Source organism: Nonlabens sp. Ci31, assembly GCF_012974865.1.
GTDB lineage: Bacteria > Bacteroidota > Bacteroidia > Flavobacteriales > Flavobacteriaceae > Nonlabens.
This window is the reverse complement of the sequence record NZ_CP043633.1, coordinates 1,193,169-1,211,006: the sequence shown is the minus strand read 5'-3', so window position 1 is coordinate 1,211,006 and position 17,838 is coordinate 1,193,169. Positions and strand designations below refer to the sequence as shown.

Below are 17,838 nucleotides of genomic sequence, written 5' to 3'. Positions count from 1 at the left end.
CACATGAAAAAATTATTTAGCTTCTTAGTATTTATTCTCAGTGCTACTGCTATAGCACAATTAGGATCAGACGCTCCATGGATGCAAGAATTGATACGTCAAAAAAACGGTGCCACCCCTACTTATGAAGAAATAAAAGCTGCTGGAGAAAGTTACTGGCAAGTACATGATAAAGATGCAAGGGGTAGCGGTTTCAAACCTTTTATGAGATGGGTCGATAGAGCTGAAGCTTATGTAAAGGCAGACGGTACGTTACAGTCTGCTTTAGAGATTCAAAACGAACTCAACCAAAATTTATTAAAAAACAGTTTAGTAGATAATTCCAACTGGGTTCCAGTAGGGCCCTTTAGCTTTACAGCAACCGGTTCTTGGTCGCCTGGTCAGGGTAGAGTGAATACTCTGATTGTAGACCCTAATAATTCCAACACCTATTATATGGGTACGCCTGGAGGTGGCGCTTGGAAGTCCACAGACGCAGGAACTACTTGGAGTCCGTTGACAGACTTTCTTTCTCAAATAGGAACAAGTGCTATTGCGGTAGATCCTAATAATTCCAATATTGTTTATATAGGAACTGGAGATGATGATGCAGGCGATACGTACAGCATAGGAATGCTTAAGTCAACTGACGCTGGTGCGACCTTTAACACTACTGGTCTGACATTTTCAAGAGGTGGAAATATTAGTGAAATCTACATAGATCCTGCTAATAGTAACAACCTTTACATTTCTTCAAGTAGTGGGTTTTATAAATCTACCGACGCTGGTACTACAGTTTCAAGAACCTTTAATGGTAATGTTAAGGATATTAAATTTAAACCTGGAGATTCTAATGTCATTTATATGTCTACGTTGTCGCAATTCTTTAAATCTACAAATCAAGGAGCGACATGGACACAAATCACTTCTGGACTGCCCACTAATCAAGGAAGGTCTGTAATAGGAGTTTCTCCTGCAAATGCAAGTTATGTTTACTTGCTTATAATTGACAGTAGTGCGGCTCTTGTAGGTGTTTATAGGTCCAACGATAGTGGTATTTCTTTTTCTAAAAGAGACACCGGCACTGATATTTTAGAAAGTGCTCAAGGATGGTACGACCTAGCTTTAGAGGTTTCCCCAACTAATGCAGAAACTATTTACACAGGATGTCTCAATGTGTGGAAATCTACTTCTGGAGGTTCTTCATTTACCAAGATCAACAGCTGGAGTAATAGTTCGCAAGCGGCATATACCCATGCAGATATTCACCAGATAAGACAATTTGGTAATGAGTTATTTGTTCTGTCTGACGGTGGAGTGTATAGAAGTACTAATGAAGCAGCAAGCTTTACTGATCTGACTAGCAGTGCACAAATAGGGCAGTTTTATAGAATTGCTGTGGGAAAACAATCCAGCGCAGACATTGCCGGTGGATTGCAAGATAACGGAGGCTTTTCGAGAAGCGCAAGCTCTTGGAAGAATTATTATGGTGCTGATGGAATGGAGTCTGGGATTGACCCAACTGATTCCAATATTAGATACGGTTTCACACAACGTGGAGGTGGTTTGTATATTTCTACCAATGGAGGAAACAGTCTCTCAAGCAGTATAAATGGCCCTGAACAAGGGAACTGGATCACTCCTATGAAAACCGATAGTAGGGGAACTATTTATGCCGGCTACAGCAGATTGTATAAAGTTGTTGGCGGTTCTTTTACTGCAGTATCTCCAGCCTTCAATTCTAATATTGATGTTTTAGAAATAGATCCTAACGACGATAATGTTATTTATGCTGCAGTTAATGAAGTTTTATATAGAAGTATCGATGCTGGAGCAAACTTTATTAGCATATTTAACTTTCCAGAAAACATCTCTGCTATAGAAGTCAATTTTAATGATAGTTCTATTGTTTATGCTGCAACAAGGTTCTCTAATGGTCAAGTATATAAAAGTAATAGTCAAGGTGCCAGCTTTACAAACATAACTAGTAACCTTCCTAATTTGGGTAAAAACACCTTAGCACACCAAGCACTAAGCTTAGACGAACCTTTATTTGTGGGTACTACTGTAGGTACTTATCGATATGATGAAAGTAATGGCCTATGGGATTCCTTTGGAAATAATTTGCCGAATGTAAATATTAGAGACCTCGAAATAAACACTAATGACAACACCTTAACCGCTGGAACCTACGGCAGAGGTATCTGGCAAACGGCTGTCCAACGCGTTGCCCCCAATACAGACGTAAGAGTAGTGGAGCTTCTAACTAATGGCGGTGAAATAGCTTGTGGAAATAATACTGTAAACATTATTTTAGAAAACGCGGGAATGACTGCTATAAATAGCGTTGACATCAATTACAGTATTGATGGAGGGACAAGTATTTCACAGCAAACCAGTGTGTCTATCGCTCCGCAAGGAACAGCCAGTATAAATACTCCAGGACTTAATCTAGCTTTAGGAGCAAATACTATCTATGTCACCGTGACCACAGCAAACGATTACTTCTCTACTAATAATGAAGGCTTTATAGAAATTTTAAGCAACTCCTCTGGCGTAGTGAACGACTTACACCAATTTGAAAATAGAGATTTTCTTGCCTCCAATGAAGGTGATGCATCTTCTACATGGCAACGAGGTACTGCAAATGGAAGCGTTTTAGGAAGCACTGTTGCGGGCGCTTCAAATGTTTATGCCACTAATCTCTCTGGTCCATACGGCAATAATTCTACCAGCTATTTATATTCAGGTTGTTATGATTTATCTAATGCTACCAACCCTGTTTTGTCATTTGATATGGCTTTTGATATAGAAAATAATTGGGATTTACTTTATATGGAATATTCAACAGATGGTGGAGATAACTGGAGTATTCTAGGCTCTGCAGCTGATCCTAACTGGTATAATTCTAATAGATTCCCTAACAATTCAAATTGTTATAATTGTTTAGGGGCCCAATGGACTGGAGCTTCTGCAACCTTAAATAATTACAGCCTTTCTTTGAGCGCTCTTAATAATCCTACAGAAGTAGTGTTTAGATATGTTTTAAGAACAGATCAATCGGTTACTTATGAAGGAGCGGTAATTGATAACTTTGTAATTAATGGAACTTTAAGCACCGAGTCAACATCTCTCGAAGATTTGTTCTCCATCTATCCTAACCCTTCCATAGGAGTTTTCAATATCGCATGGAATGCGGCTCTAGAATTTGATTATAGTGTTTACGATGTCAGTGGAAAAAGAATTGCTACAAGAAAAAAGAATTCCGGAACTACTCACCAGGTTGATTTATCTGGTGTGTCTCAAGGAATGTATTTTATAAATATCTCCACCGTGAGAGGATCAGTAACTCAAAAATTGATTGTAAAATAATCGACAACTGATCCTTTTTTTACATCCAGTATATTTTAAAATGTACCTGGTATAAAAGGCTTTTCTCTTAGGAAAGCCTTTTTTTATGGTTGTTTTCACACTTTAGCTACCGCCTTCTGTCGATAAGTATTGCCGCATTCATAACTAGCAGTATTGAAAATCACCTGCTTAACAATTCGAGTGAATAATTTTGTATCTTAGAAAACCAATTAATTGAACTAAAGAAGAACTAAAATGAAGATTAAATCAAGCCTATTAATAGCTGGAGCGGCCCTGGTTGCCCTAGTTTCCTGTGAAACCAAAAGAGATGTTGAGGCAAAAGAACAACCTGGACTAGAGCTGGGTTACATGGATAAAAACACCTCTCCTAAAGATGATTTTTACCGCTTTGTAAATGGTGTCTGGATAGATTCCACAGAAATTCCTGACGATCAAACTGTTTGGGGCGGATTCAACAAATTAAGAAAAGATACCGATGCAGATGTGCTCGCTATCTTAGACAAGGCTATGAACGATAAAGATCTTGACCCTGAATCAGATCAAGCAAAAGCCGTTTATGTTTTTCAAAGTATGATGGATAACGAGGCTCGTAACCAAGCAGGTTACCAACCTTTAGTTCCATATCTTGAAAAGATTGAAGGTATCAAATCCCTGGATGAATTGCTAGACGTGAAAGCTAACTTAGCTAAAAAAGGATTGAATGCTTTCTTTTATGTAGGAGTGGCACCAGACGCTATGGATACAAATATGAATGTAGCCCAATTAGGGAACGGATCTTTAGGGATGGCTCGTGAGTATTATGTAGGAGAAGATGAAGACAGTAAAGAAAAACTAGCTAAATACGAAATGCACGTTGCTAGAATGCTAGGAATGACAGGAATGGAGAAAGCTGAAGCTCAAATAACAGCAAGTGAAATTGTTGCTTTTGAAAAGTCTATGGCTATTCCTAGACTAGACAAAGTGACTAGAAGAAACCCAAGCAAGACTTATAACCCTATGACCGTAGAAGGCCTTCAAAAAATTGCCCCTGCGATAGAGTGGAAATCCTATTTTGATAAAGCTGGAATGAAAGAATTTGATAATCTGATTGTCAGTGAACCAGATTACTTAAAAGCCTTAAATACCATGTGGAAACCAGCAAATCTGGAAATCATGAAAAAATATATGAGATGGTCTCTAATTGACAACGCTGCCAGCTCGCTTTCGACAGCATTAGAAGATGCAAATTTTGACTTTTACAGCAAGACTATGGGTGGTGCAAAAGAACAACGCCCACAAGATGAACGAGCTCTTGCAGCCGTAAATGGAACTTTAGGAGAAGCGCTAGGCCAACTCTACGTTGATAAAAAATTCCCGCCAGAAGCAAAAGCTAAGGCAAAAGAAATGATAGAATACGTAAAGAAAGCTTACGAGAAGCGCATCAATAACTTAAAATGGATGAGTGCTGATACCAAGACAAAAGCAATAGAAAAACTCAACGGAATGACCATTAAAATAGGTTATCCAGATAAATGGAAAGACTATTCTGAGATGGAAATTAAAAGTCCTAAAGATGGTGGTACTCTGTTTGACAATATGCTTGCTGTTCAAGAGTACAACTATAATGATAATATGAGTAAGCTAGGAGAACAGGTAGACAAGTCAGAGTGGTTCATGTCTCCACAAACAGTGAATGCTTATTACAATCCTTATTATAATGAAATCGTTTTTCCAGCAGCTATTTTACAACCACCTTTTTATGATTATGAAGCAGATGCTGCCATCAACTTCGGTGGTATGGGTGCTGTTATAGGGCATGAAATCTCCCACGGTTTTGATGATCAAGGTGCAAAATTTGCTGCAAATGGTAACATGACCAATTGGTGGACCGATGCTGATAAAGAACAATTTGAAGTTTTGGGGAACGATCTAGCTTTACAATACGATGCAATTGAAGTATTGCCTGGTATTTATATCAATGGTTCTTATACATTAGGTGAAAACATTGGCGATTTAGGTGGCGTAAATGCTGCTTATGATGCCCTTAATTTATGGCTAGAGGATAAAGGGGAGGTAGCACTTATTGATGGTTACACACAACAACAACGTTTCTTTTTAAGCTGGGCAAGTGCCTGGCGTACTAAAATGAGAGATGAGGCGCTCAAGCAACGTATCAAAGGCGATACACACTCTCCAGGAATGTATCGTGGTTACGTACCTCTTCAAAATATCCAAGCATTTTACGACGCTTTTGATATCAAAGAAAAAGATGGTATGTACATCGCTCCTGAAGATCGTGTATTGATCTGGTAAAAATTTTATATTACTTATATTAAGGCTTTCTTAACAGAAGGCCTTTTTTTGTATCCAACTGCTATATTTAGCATCTCTTAAATAAAAATCATGAAAAATTTTATTCTAGCCATCATTGCTGTTGTTAGTTTCGCTTTCGCGAAAGCGCAACCTACCTCCAACTACGTCAAAGAAAACTATACCAAAACGGTAGAAAAAATCTCCATGCGAGACGGCGTAAACTTATACACCGTCATCTATGCACCAAAAGACACTTCTAAAGAATATCCTATCATGTTGCAACGCACTTGTTACAGCGTGCGACCTTATGAAGAAGGCGAGTACAAAAGCGCTTTAGGACCTAATAAATTCATGATGGAGGAAGGTTACATCTTTGTCTATCAAGATGTACGTGGTCGATGGATGAGTGAAGGCGACTTTGATAATATGAGACCACATATTGCAGGTAACGATGTCAATAATAAGAAAGACATTGACGAAAGCAGCGATACGTACGATACCATAGAATGGCTTATTAATAATGTCCCTAACAATAATAATAAAGTAGGCCAATGGGGTATTTCCTATCCTGGCTTCTATACCGCAGCGGCACTTCCAGAAGCGCATCCTTCATTAGTAGCTTCTTCTCCACAAGCACCTATCGGAGATTTTTTCTTTGATGACTTTCATCACATGGGAGCCACTTTACAGAGTTATTTAATGGCATATCCAGTTTTTGGACACCAGACAGAACCTACTACAGAAAGCTGGTACAATGACAAGTGGGATAAAATGAGAGCTGCAGGAAACTTAAAAGACAGTTATGATTTCAACATGACATTAGGGTCACTGAAAAATGTCACTGAAAATATTTTTCCAGATAATTTCTTTTGGAAAGATGTCGCCACTCACCCTAATTATGACGAATTCTGGCAAAAGCGCGCCATTATCAATCATCTAACTGATGTAGATCATGCCGTAATGACCGTAGGTGGCTGGTTTGATGCTGAGGATCTTTATGGGCCACTCAACATCTATAAAAGTGTAGAACGTAATAATCCTACTAATAAAAATAACACTATTGTAATGGGGCCATGGAGTCATGGAAACTGGTCTAGAGAAACCGGTAAGCAAATGGTAAATCACATCTACTTTGGTGATAGTATTTCTACATTTTATCAAAAAAATATCGAAACGCCATTCTTTGAGCATCACTTAAAAGGAGAGAAGAATCCGCAATTGCCAGAAGCTTATATGTTTGATACGGGTTTAAAAGAATGGAATCAATTTACTCAATGGCCACCTAAAGACGCTACAATTACTTTTGGATTTGGCAAAAATGGGGAGTTGTTGATCAATGAAGCAGGCGATAAGAATGTGAAACATACCTATATAAGCGATCCTATGAAACCGGTTCCTTTTAGAAGTGAAGTAACTCCAGTAACTTTTACACCTAGAGCTTACATGACCGACGATCAAAGACATGCTTCAAGAAGACCAGATGTGCTGACTTTCCAGACAGAGATTCTAGACAACGACATGCGTCTTGCTGGAGAAATTCAAGCCAACCTAGAAGTGATCTTAAAAGACATTACTGATGCAGACTTTATTGTAAAAGTTATAGATGTGTATCCAGATGACGAACCAAACGGCGAGTACACACCAGAAAATATAACTCTTGCAGGCTACCAACAATTGGTGCGAGCAGAAACCTTTAGAGGTCGTTTTAGAAATAATTTTTCTAAGCCAGAACCTTTTAAAGAAGGTAAGAAGACTCAAGTAAATTTCCCTTTACAAGATGTATTGCACACCTTTAAAAAAGGGCATAGAATCATGATCCAAATTCACAGTACTTGGTTTCCATACATAGATCGCAATCCGCAGAAGTATGTGGACAATATATTTGAAGCAGAAGAAAGTGATTTTACAGTAGGTCAGGTTACTATTCTAGGAAGCAGTGAAGTTACAGTAGGAGAAAATAACGGTATTGAAATGCAATTGCCTAAGATAAAGAAGTAGGTATAAAATACCTATTATAAAAAAGCTCCTTAAGTCAGTAAGTTGACTTAAGGAGCTTTTTTATATCCTGCTCTGGACGTTCGTAAGATAATAAATTAACAAAGCATGTATTTCATCGAATAATTATGTGTTTTAGCTTTTATATTAAATAAATTTCTAGATATTAGTAAATTATTAAAAATACCTTACACATGGAAGCAAATTATATTGAAGAAAAAAAGCCTAATGTGATCTCGGCTACTTATCAATTGGTAGCTGGTATTATCAAATTAATAACTAAAACGTTTTTTACATTTTAAAAAATCGTCCCTCCTAGTGATCTGCAGCATGCCACTCGGCATAGCTGGTTTCTGTTTCTCTAAGTCTCAAATGATGCAGTGCGATAGTTGCAGGCAATCGTTTTTGAATTTTATCGGCAAAATCGATGATCATCATCTCGCTGGTAGGTTGGTAATCTACTAAAATAACGTCGTGTCCTCGATCTGAAAGTTCTTTGGCAAGTTCTACGTGGGGAGTGTTTTTATTAAACACCGTTGCATGATCAAAAGGATCAACTATTTCTTCCTTAATGATCTTTTTCAAATCACCAAAATCGATCACCATTCCGTGCTTTACATGTCCCAACTCATCAATAGGAGTTCCTATAACCGTTACGGCAAGTTTATAGCTGTGCCCATGCACATTACGGCATTTCCCGTCATAACCATAAAGAGCGTGACCAGTTTCAAATGTAAATTCCTTAGTAATACGTACTTTTCTCATCCTTTGCGTTTGTATTTATTATAAACCACTACAATAATGAGCAGTATCCCCAGCACTAAAAACAGTCCTGAACCTCCTAGAAATCCCATGATATCTAAGAACGTAGTATCCTCTATGAGTAATGCATTCATTAACTACTATTTTATATTGCAAAGATACTATTTAAGAAGATGTTTGTGGTTATTAGGCTTTCTATCTTCTGTAAGACATAAAAGTTGCTGTATGAGCTGATTGCCTATTAAAAGGTAATTATTACCTAATTCATTTCCTATATCAACTAGAAATTAAGACTCCATCGCAGCGACCTTACTTTTAAACTTAAAGAATAAAACAGCGGCACGGCCTATCATCCAAGCAAAAAAGGCAAACCAAACAGCATAGAGGTCCCATCCAAAGTAATCGAGCAAAAACAAAACTGGTAAAAACACCAGCGCCGTTAACAGCCACAACAAATTGCGCAAATAAGAAGCCTCTCCCCAGCCTTTAAAAATCCCATCATAAACAAAGGCCACCGCATTAATGGGTTGCATAAGCAATACGATCCAAAAGGTGTTAGCAATAATTTCTAATACCTCAGGATCATCTGTGAATCTATTTCCTAATACTGGGTATAGAAGCGCACAAATTATGGTTAGAAACACCGCAATCACAACACCGTAAAGCGAGGTTTTATTGGCTAGATACTTGAGTGATTCTCCATCCTTTGAGCCCAACAACTTGCCACCTATGGCGTTTCCTGCATTAGCAAAACCATCTACTAAAAATGAAAACAACAACCATATATTCATAAGTACTGCATGAGCAGCGGCCTCGGCAACGCCATAGTCATTTGCAAATCTGTAGGAGAAATAAATCGCCACGTTAATAGCAACAGTACGCAAAAAGAAATTTGCTGTTAAACCTATGTGCTTTCGGAGTTTTTCATGAGGTTGCCAGATGGTCAACTTTAAACTAAACATCGTGTTTTTATAAAGAAAATAGATAGCAATCAACAGCATGACCAACTGTGCTGCTAAACTGCCATAAGCTGCACCCATAATTCCATAAGACGGAATCACACCATCAATTCCATAAACTAAAGTGAGCGTTAATAGAATATTTACCACCGCGCCTGAAAGACTCGCAATCATCGCCCATGAGGTGTTTTGCAAACCTCTGAAAATACCAAAAATAGCAAACGCACACAGCGTCATAGGAAATCCCAAAGAACGCACTTGATAGTAGCTAGAAGCAATGGAAAGAACGTCTCCTTGCGCTTTATATGCTGCAAATATAAAGCTGGCAATAGGAGCAGTAATCAGATAAATAAGAATTCCTAAAACAATGTTTAACCACACCACTTGTGGTATCAAATCATTGATTTTTTCCAGCTGATTTGCTCCTAAAGTATTGGAAACTATAGAGGAAATGGACGTTTTAGTTTGTGCTAGCGTCCAAATAATCGCACTTAAAAACGTGCCAACTAAGCCTATTGCAGCAAGTGCATTGGTCGTATCACCTTCCATTTTACCGATAATAGCAAGGTCTGTAATACTGATCAACGGCTCTGCAATACCCGCAATTATAGCTGGTATCGCGAGTTTGAGGATTTGTGATGTGTTGATTTGTACTGCCATAAAGCGTGTAAATATAATCTCTAAAATATGATAACTTCCGTGTATATTTGAAATCTAATTTTGGCGCGTTAGCTTATTTGGTTAGAGCGTCCCGACTTTTCGGTCGGGAAGGTGAACAATTTGAACTTATCACCTTAAATGAGAATGTTTTGAAAATAATTTGGGGGATTAGCTCATTTGGCTAGAGCGCTTGCCTGGCAGGCAAGAGGTGACCGGTTCGAATCCGGTATTCTCCACAAGAATTTTTTATAGAAGTCATTGCAATAAGCAATGGCTTTTTTTATTTAAAAAATAGCTCCTACAAAATAGTTATAAATATCTATTCAAATTAGCCCTAACTCCTATTCCAACAAACTATATTTGCAGCCCGACATCATGAAATGAGTTAAACAAACTTTTACTTGTTGGATTTCTTTATCACTTAATAAAGAAGAACCTTATAAAAAAGAGTCCTATATTTTGTTATTTTGGACTACTAGAAAAAGCTGAGGAGCTCCATCCTTGGCTTTTTTGTTTTCTGAGATTTGGCAAACCTTATTAATTAATTAGCACTCAGATGAAGAATTCTTTCTTTAACCTCCTTAAAACTTGACAAGCTGCGTTTCAAACAATGTTTTTGATGTATTTCGCTTTCGCGAAAGCGTGGATAACTTCTTCCTTTTTTTTTTAGGAACCCCTTCTAAACTGGACTGAGCAGTGATGAAAACTATAGTTTTAACCTCTTGTTCTACAAATGGTTATGAAAAACCGTTTAAATGATAACACCCTGTTTATCATTAAGTTAATGTCAATATTTGATATACTTTTAAGAAATTTCTGATGTTCAAAACTTGAAAACAGGAATCCTGAAAGTCAGGGCAAGAAAAAAGTCAGAACGCCGACAAGCACATTCTGACTCTTGAAATATTCATTTAAAACCATGCAGGTAATGAACGAAATTTATTTTCTTTTATTTATGCTACTGTTGATTCTTAGGGAATCTAATAAGTAGTTGTTTGGATTAATAACATTTCAAATATGCAATTGTTTCTTCAATCTAGAAAGTTCATGAAGTTGTTAATTGGGTAAATTTATTAAAAACTAATAGTTAACAACTCTTTAATCCCAATATACACCTAGCTTTTAGTTAGGTGTATACTTATTTAAGATCCTTTCATAAAATTAACCATGCACTGCACCGCTTGTCTTAAATCTTCTGGTAATCGATCGGAATTCCATGGATGCGAGGCGCCTAAGGTATGGTTAGCTTCTCTGATAAGTTTTAATTGAGAATAAGGACTTGCTTTATGAAGGTCATGTGCCTCACTTACTAAAACTGCTTCATCTTTTTCTCCATGAAGGATCAAGTGGGGTTGTTTGATTTTTTCAGCTTGTTTGAGAATGGTTAATTCTTCCTCATTTTGAAGGAAATCTTTATAAAATTGATAGAAAAGTGGCATTTCTTGCTTTGTACGGGCATTTTTAACGTAAATAACCCCTTTTTCTTTCCATTCTTCTATTCCTTTAGCATCTGGGAAACGCTCGGCATGATGAGCTACTCCAGCAAGTGTGATGAGTTTTGAAACTCTAGGCTCTTTTGCTGTAACTATGGTGGTGATTCCGCCGGCTCTGGAATGTCCTAATAGGTTAATTTGATGGCGATCTACGGGCAACTCTGAGTTTTCTATCCAACCTAAAACCCGGATCGTATCTCTTACTTCTATACTGTAATTGTTGTTTCCAAAAGCCTCGAGATCTGAAAAATCAATAGGCTGCTCTACCGTACCGCCATTGTGTGAATAGTTGAATTTTATGAATAAAAATCCCGCTTTCGCTAAAGCGGAACCCATCAAGCTCCAGGTGCCCCAATCTTTAAATCCTTTGTACCCATGACAAAAAACAACCACTGGTAAAGGCGTACTTGTTTCTTCATACTCATAATCGAGTACTATAGCGCGATCATTTTCTCCTTTTAAAATAATATTATTCCTTGTGATCATACTGGTTTTTCTGTAAGGTGGATTTCTATATTAAACAATTCTTGAATCAAACTCACAAGTACTTTTTCAAAATTTTGAAGTACCTCTGCATCGATCATTTTTTCTTTATAAGATCTTCCTTCTTTAAAAGCAAAAGGAATATAGCCCTCATCAAAGTTCTTAAAACTAATAATCCCTGCGCTGGCTTCTGTAAATGGTTCGTTAAGGCTGTATAAATAGGTGTACATCAGGACTTGGAAGGCTTTTGACTTTTTATAGTCATCACTTAGTATATTAAAGTCTTCTGGGTCAATACCTACGTTTCCTTTTTCGGTCGCTCCTGACTTATAATCGATAATGCGCAGTTTCCCATCCAGCTGATCAATACGGTCCACCATTCCATGGATTTTCACTTGACCTATTTGTGGAACTTTTATCTGAGCCTCTAGTTTGCGCTCTACGCTTTTAATAACGAGTTCTCGGCCACCTTTAACAAGATCTAGGTCGCTTTGTACCATTTTCTTGATGTAATGAAGGGATACTTCATAAATGATCTTATTCTTGCCTAAGGGTGTCGATTCTGACGTGTAACACTCTTGATAAGCCTTTTCTAATTCGGGCAGAATTTGCTTTTTGATGTGATCAAAATCTTCTTTGATCAATAGTTTACCGACATAAGGCTGGTACAATTTATCAAGGGCTTCATGAATAATAGAGCCCATCGTGTTTGCAGCAATATTCTCTTCCACATCTTCCATGTCTGAAATCCGCAAAATCTTGCTGGCATAAAAATCAATTGGATTGCGCACATAACTGGTCAGCGCAGAAGGACTGAAACCGCTGGTTGCAATTTGCTGTAATCGTTCCAAGTAAGAGGGTTCTTTTTTAATCACCATCAACTCTTCTTTTACCGCAGTATTTTTAAAAATATACTGTTGGTGCGAGATGATATGATTAGAGTTTTCATCTGTTTCTAACTGAGTTAAAAACCTGCTTTTCTCGCCACCACCTAAGGTATCTCCTTCTGTATTGTAAATAAAAGCGGCCTTTTCTACTCGATGAAGCAATCTGTAAAAGTGGTAGGCGTATACACTATCTTTCTCTGAATAAGTAGGCAACTCAAACTGATACTTCATATCATTTGAAATATAAGAAGCGGTTGATTTTCCCGCTGGTAAAATCCCTTCATTTACAGAAAGCATGATGGTGTTTTTATAATCTAGCGCCCTGGTTTCTAACAGCCCCATAACTTGAAGTCCCCGCACTGGTTCTCCAATAAAATCGAGATTTTTAAGGGGTACCAATTGCTTGTATAGGTAAGCAACGGTTTTAAGGTCTTTTATTTCTTGATTGTTGTCAATGATGGTCGCCAGATTTTGAACCACTTCTGTAATACCTAGTAATTGTTCTATTTCTAGCCTTCGGTTCTCTTCTTTTAGCAATTTGATTTTAAGCTCGTGCAACACGAACCGAATCAATTCGATAAGCGAGCCTACATTCTGTAAAGGTTGAAGTATTTTCTGGAGAACAGGGCTTTGTGAGACCTTATCAAAGCTCGATGGAGTAACATAAATCAAATTATTCTCTCTGATGTGTTGGACCAAGTTGCGAGAGTCATTTTTAATTAAAATATGAGCAAAGGAAGATTCTAAAATATTCACCATACCCTTATAGTAGAAACCGTCCTCGATAGCCTCTGTATGCATCTTAATGATATCATAGATAAAAGCAGATAACGGTAACTGGTCTAGTGCAAGTCCCATAGTCACATTAAAGTGCTCCACATTCTTAGGTATGGCATCTAGTAAGGGAAGTAACAAACGCTCATCTGCAAGGATAATCGCAGTTTCTTCCAATTCTTCCTGAGGTATTTGCTCCATTAACTGAGCAGCCACTTGTATCATGCTTAAATTACCCGCAGCTCCGTGAATATCTATTTGTTTATTGGTATTGTACTCGTTAGCATAAAGCTTTAGTTCTTTGGAATCATAATACTTCCACTCCTTCTTAAACTTGCGTATAAACTTACCAGACTCCTGATAAGGTAGACCCATCAAATAGGTATCTATATCCCAATAAATAGAAGCCTTTTCTTCTTCGAGAAGTTTCTGTATGATCTTAGATTCGGCTGTATTCAGTGCGTTGAGCCCTAAAAATATAGTTTGCCTTTTATGCCCTAAGGTCAAAGGTACTTGCTCTTCTTTCCCTTCATCAAGGTTGGTGGTTGGTGTATCGAAGTACTCCTTACAGCGGGCAAAAGCTAATCGGTACGCCATGCCTTGATAAGCAGTTTCGTTTTCGATACATAGTTTTTGAAAAGCGTCGTAATACAAGTGTAATTTTTTCCAAAATCTCAAATATTTAGAAACCATCAAAGTGGGATTTTTATTCAAAGCCCAATGATCCATTTCTTTGACACTACCCAAATAATTAAAGAATTGCTCTGGATCCACAAGGTAACGATCCATTTCATTAAAGTCTTTGAGAATGGTGGTTGCCCAACCTATAAACTCGTCAAAGCTATCCAGATTCTCTTCCTTCTCAACACTTTTGTAGGCTTTATAAAACAGCGGTAATAGGTCTAAGTCATTGACTATTTCTACCTCAGCAAGCTGTTCAATATACTCTTCTACGCTATAAATTTTAGGTAAAAATATAGGTTGATCCAGACGTTGTGCTATGTACCTGCTTAGAAAAATACCAACCCGTCTAGACGGCACGACATAAATAGCAGTAGTGGTATCTATTTGATTCTTCTCAAGATCTTCAAGGACTTTTTCTAAAAATGAATTCATCTGGTTAAGATAATTAATATGCTCATTTTAAGAGCATATTTTAGATCACTTTTAGAAATAAAAAAGTCCATTTGCAAGAGCAAATGGACTTATAAGCATTGGGTTGATTAGTAATGCGTATTATCTTTTTGTAATCGTAAATTCTGATCTACGAGACAATTCATATTCTTCTGAGGTACATTTTTTAGAGGCACAGTCTACGATTGGATTTGCTTCTCCACGACCTGCAGCTTTTAATTTAGAAGCCTCAATTCCTTGGGATTCTATGTATTTTATGATGCTTTTTGCGCGTCTTTCTGTAAGAGCAAGGTTATAATCGTCAGAACCTCTTATGTCTGCATAAGTTTCTGCAAGAATTTCAAGCGTAGGATATTTTTCCATTAATCCTACTAACCTATCCAGCTCAAGAGCAGCATCTGGTCTGATATCAGACTTGTCTAGGTCAAAGTAAATCTTATTGAGGATGATTTTATCTTCGACGATTTCTGGTTCTGGAGTCATCATTACCTCTACCATTGCAGTTTCTTCTTCAGCTACTGATAAAGTAGCTTCTCCACTTTCGTATTTATCTTTTGCTCCACGAGCGGTAAGTTCTAGGTTACAATCCGTTGTAAATACAGCTATACCATTTGCATCTGTAGTCTGTCCTGCCATACTGTTGTCATCTCCGTCTTGCAAAGAAACAATAGCACCTGGAATAGGCATCCCTGTTTCAGCATCCACTGCTTTTACACTAACTGCTACTTCACAAATTTCAATTCTTTCTATTCCATATACGTCATCACCACCTTGTCCACCTTTACGGTTAGAAGAAACATAACCTTTACCTGTAGCTTCTAAATAAGAAAAACCAAAGTCATCTAAAGAACTGTTAACGGGACTCCCCATATTAGTTACTTTACCATCTTTATACTTAAATACATCAAGACCGCCTAAGCCTAAATGACCATTGCTTGAAAAGTAAAGTGTATTATCGTCTGCGATGTAAGGGAATGAGTCATCTCCGGCAGTATTCACTGAAGGCCCTAAATTAACAGGATTAGAAATGATACCATCTTTAAGATCGGCTTTATAAATATCAGTTCCTCCTTGTCCACCCGGTGCTTCACTTGCAAAATAAATAGCTTTTCCATCTTTAGTTATGGAGGGGTGACCTACCCCATATTCTTTAGATTCTAAAGAGGTAGTGGCAACGTCTCTCCATTCTCCGCCAGCATTTAATGCTCTGTAGATGGTAAGTTTACTTTCTCCATCCACCGCTTTATCATAATCTCCTTTATAGTAATCCACACGAGTAAAAAACATATATTTCCCATCTGGTGTAATGTCTAAAGTACCTTCATGATATTTTGTATTTACTTCTCCATTTACAAGCTCCGGCTTTCCTACTACACCAGCATCATCGATAGTTGCTTCATAAATATCCAAGTAAGGCTCTTCATTCCATCCATACTTACCTCTGTTCTCGTTACGAGCACTTGAGAAGTATAGTTTGTTTCCTACTTGTAATGCAGAAAAATCACTTGCTTCTGTGTTGAATTTATGAGATTTAGTGGTAAAACCTTCTTTCATACCAAGAATATCATAGATATAATTGGGGTTTGATTTGAATTCTTTAGCACGATCATCTCCTGGCTTTAGAGACGCAAATTGATTCATGATGGTATTAGAAAGATCATATTTTTGAGAAGCCTTTAAAGATTGAGCATATCTATAAAGAGTCTCTGCTTGAGGATCATTTTTTATTGCTCTCGCATAATTTTTTTCGGCATTTTTAAAATCACTGTTATAAAAATAAGAATCTCCTAGTTGTGTATAAACGTGTGGAGTTCTTATTCCGTTTTTGATCAGCTTTTCATAAGCCTCTGCTGCATCTACATAACGTAGTTGCTCGTATAGTTTATCTGCTTTTGCAGTTTTATCGCTTTGTGCTTGAGCGCTCATCGCTACACCAACGAATAAAATTAAAAGTATATATAGTTTTTTCATGGTTGTACTCTTTGCATGTTTAGAATTAGAAGAAACGCGGCGATTGCATCACTTTACGTGGGAAGGCTAGGCCAAATGTTAAAAATACCTCGTGAGAGCTATCAGAAACTACAGAAATATCAGAAACTATTCGGTCATAAGCATAACCTACTTTAATATTATCTGTAATATTCATTCCTATCAATCCACTGAAGGAATCTTCATAGCGGTAAGAAACTCCTAATTCAAATTTGTTGTTGAACAAAACGTTGGTATTTAAGTCAAAACTCACCGGAGAGTCAAAGGCTCCTTTTACCAGCATGTGTGGCTTCAATTTAATATTATCAGCAACGTCAAAAACGTATCCACCTGTTAAGAAGTAGTGTTGTGTCTCACTACCGAATGTTAAGCCGTTCTCGTCAAGGTGTGTACTTCTCAACATATTAGGAACAGAAAAACCAGCATACCAATTATCTCCGTAAAGGAAGGCTCCGGCTCCTAGATTTAAATAAGTCTCGTTAAGTTCTTCAGAAAAAAGCGGGTCTCCTGGTTGTGTAGTTTGAACGGTATTCAGGTTCACATCAAAAAAGGTAAGTCCTGCCTTAAGACCTAAAGCCAGCGTAGTTTTCTCCCCTACTTGTAGTTTGTATGAGAAGTCTCCATATGCATTGGTTTCACTTACCGGACCTATGTTGTCTGAGATAATAGAAAGACCTAAACCTATTCTTTCCCCTACTGGTGTACTACCAGAAAGGGTAATGGTTTCTGGCGCTCCAGTGATACCCGACCACTGCTGCCTGTAAAGAGCTGTGATATTCACACCATCTTGAGTACCTGCATAGGCTGGATTGATAATGTTTTGATTGTACATGTACTGTGTGTACTGAGGATCTTGTTGTGCGTGCACTACATTAGTAGCAGCGACAGAGATAAAGAGCCCCATTGCAAGTAATTTTTTCATTCTCACAAAGTTAGTTTTAAGGTTGCGTTTTCAGTTTCAGATGGCTAAATATAGAACGATTCTAGCTATGATCTTCAATTTCTTCCTTCTAATTCCGCTTTCGCGAAAGCGAAATGGTAAAAACTAGACATTTTTAA

Annotated in this window: 10 protein-coding genes and 1 tRNA gene; 4 read left to right on the top strand and 7 right to left on the bottom strand. The window is 37.6% G+C overall.

Features of this window, described 5'->3' with window-relative positions; translation table 11 throughout:
• Nucleotides 1-3: 3 nt before the first annotated feature.
• The 3 genes from F0365_RS05440 to F0365_RS05430 all read left to right on the top strand — a co-directional run bounded on the left by F0365_RS05440 (nt 4) and on the right by F0365_RS05430 (nt 7,641).
• Complete coding sequence (locus tag F0365_RS05440; protein WP_169932768.1) at nt 4-3,351, top strand: T9SS type A sorting domain-containing protein; 3,348 nt, start codon at nt 4-6, stop codon at nt 3,349-3,351.
• Nucleotides 3,352-3,585: 234 nt separating this feature from the next.
• A complete protein-coding gene (locus F0365_RS05435; protein ID WP_169932767.1) occupies nt 3,586-5,643 on the top strand; it encodes a M13 family metallopeptidase in 2,058 nt (685 codons plus the stop codon).
• 90 nt (nt 5,644-5,733) lie between these two features.
• A complete protein-coding gene (locus F0365_RS05430; protein WP_169932766.1) occupies nt 5,734-7,641 on the top strand; it encodes a CocE/NonD family hydrolase in 1,908 nt (635 codons plus the stop codon).
• Between the two features lie 312 nt (nt 7,642-7,953).
• Here F0365_RS05430 and F0365_RS05425 read toward each other — a convergent pair whose 3' ends face one another.
• The 3 genes from F0365_RS05425 to F0365_RS05420 form a co-directional block, all read right to left on the bottom strand.
• Nucleotides 7,954-8,403, bottom strand: coding sequence for a 6-pyruvoyl trahydropterin synthase family protein (locus F0365_RS05425; protein ID WP_169932765.1), 450 nt, complete (start codon nt 8,401-8,403; stop codon nt 7,954-7,956).
• Nucleotides 8,400-8,534 carry a hypothetical protein gene (locus F0365_RS16650; protein ID WP_262889025.1) on the bottom strand — a complete coding sequence of 45 codons (135 nt, stop codon included), beginning with the start codon at nt 8,532-8,534 and terminating at the stop codon, nt 8,400-8,402. The genes F0365_RS05425 and F0365_RS16650 overlap by 4 nt, the downstream gene beginning before the upstream one ends.
• A gap of 153 nt (nt 8,535-8,687) precedes the next feature.
• The gene (locus tag F0365_RS05420) at nt 8,688-10,019 is read right to left on the bottom strand and encodes an MATE family efflux transporter (RefSeq protein WP_169932764.1); all 1,332 of its coding nucleotides are present in this window, start codon (nt 10,017-10,019) and stop codon (nt 8,688-8,690) included.
• A gap of 162 nt (nt 10,020-10,181) precedes the next feature.
• Between F0365_RS05420 and F0365_RS05415 the strand changes: the two genes are divergently transcribed.
• Nucleotides 10,182-10,255, top strand: a tRNA-Ala gene (locus tag F0365_RS05415).
• Nucleotides 10,256-11,161: 906 nt separating this feature from the next.
• On the opposite strand, the gene F0365_RS05410 is transcribed toward F0365_RS05415, so the two are convergent.
• The 4 genes from F0365_RS05410 to F0365_RS05395 form a co-directional block, all read right to left on the bottom strand.
• Nucleotides 11,162-11,998 carry an alpha/beta hydrolase family protein gene (locus F0365_RS05410; RefSeq protein ID WP_169932763.1) on the bottom strand — a complete coding sequence of 279 codons (837 nt, stop codon included), beginning with the start codon at nt 11,996-11,998 and terminating at the stop codon, nt 11,162-11,164.
• Nucleotides 11,995-14,772 (bottom strand): PD-(D/E)XK nuclease family protein, encoded by a 2,778-nt coding sequence (locus tag F0365_RS05405; protein ID WP_169932762.1) that lies wholly within the window; start codon nt 14,770-14,772, stop codon nt 11,995-11,997. The genes F0365_RS05410 and F0365_RS05405 overlap by 4 nt, the downstream gene beginning before the upstream one ends.
• Nucleotides 14,773-14,892: 120 nt before the next feature.
• Complete coding sequence (locus tag F0365_RS05400) at nt 14,893-16,761, bottom strand: OmpA family protein (RefSeq protein ID WP_240961917.1); 1,869 nt, start codon at nt 16,759-16,761, stop codon at nt 14,893-14,895.
• A 25-nt stretch (nt 16,762-16,786) separates the two neighbouring features.
• Nucleotides 16,787-17,701: a type IX secretion system membrane protein PorP/SprF gene (locus tag F0365_RS05395; RefSeq protein WP_169932761.1), complete on the bottom strand. Its 915-nt coding sequence runs from the start codon at nt 17,699-17,701 to the stop codon at nt 16,787-16,789.
• Nucleotides 17,702-17,838: the final 137 nt, after the last annotated feature.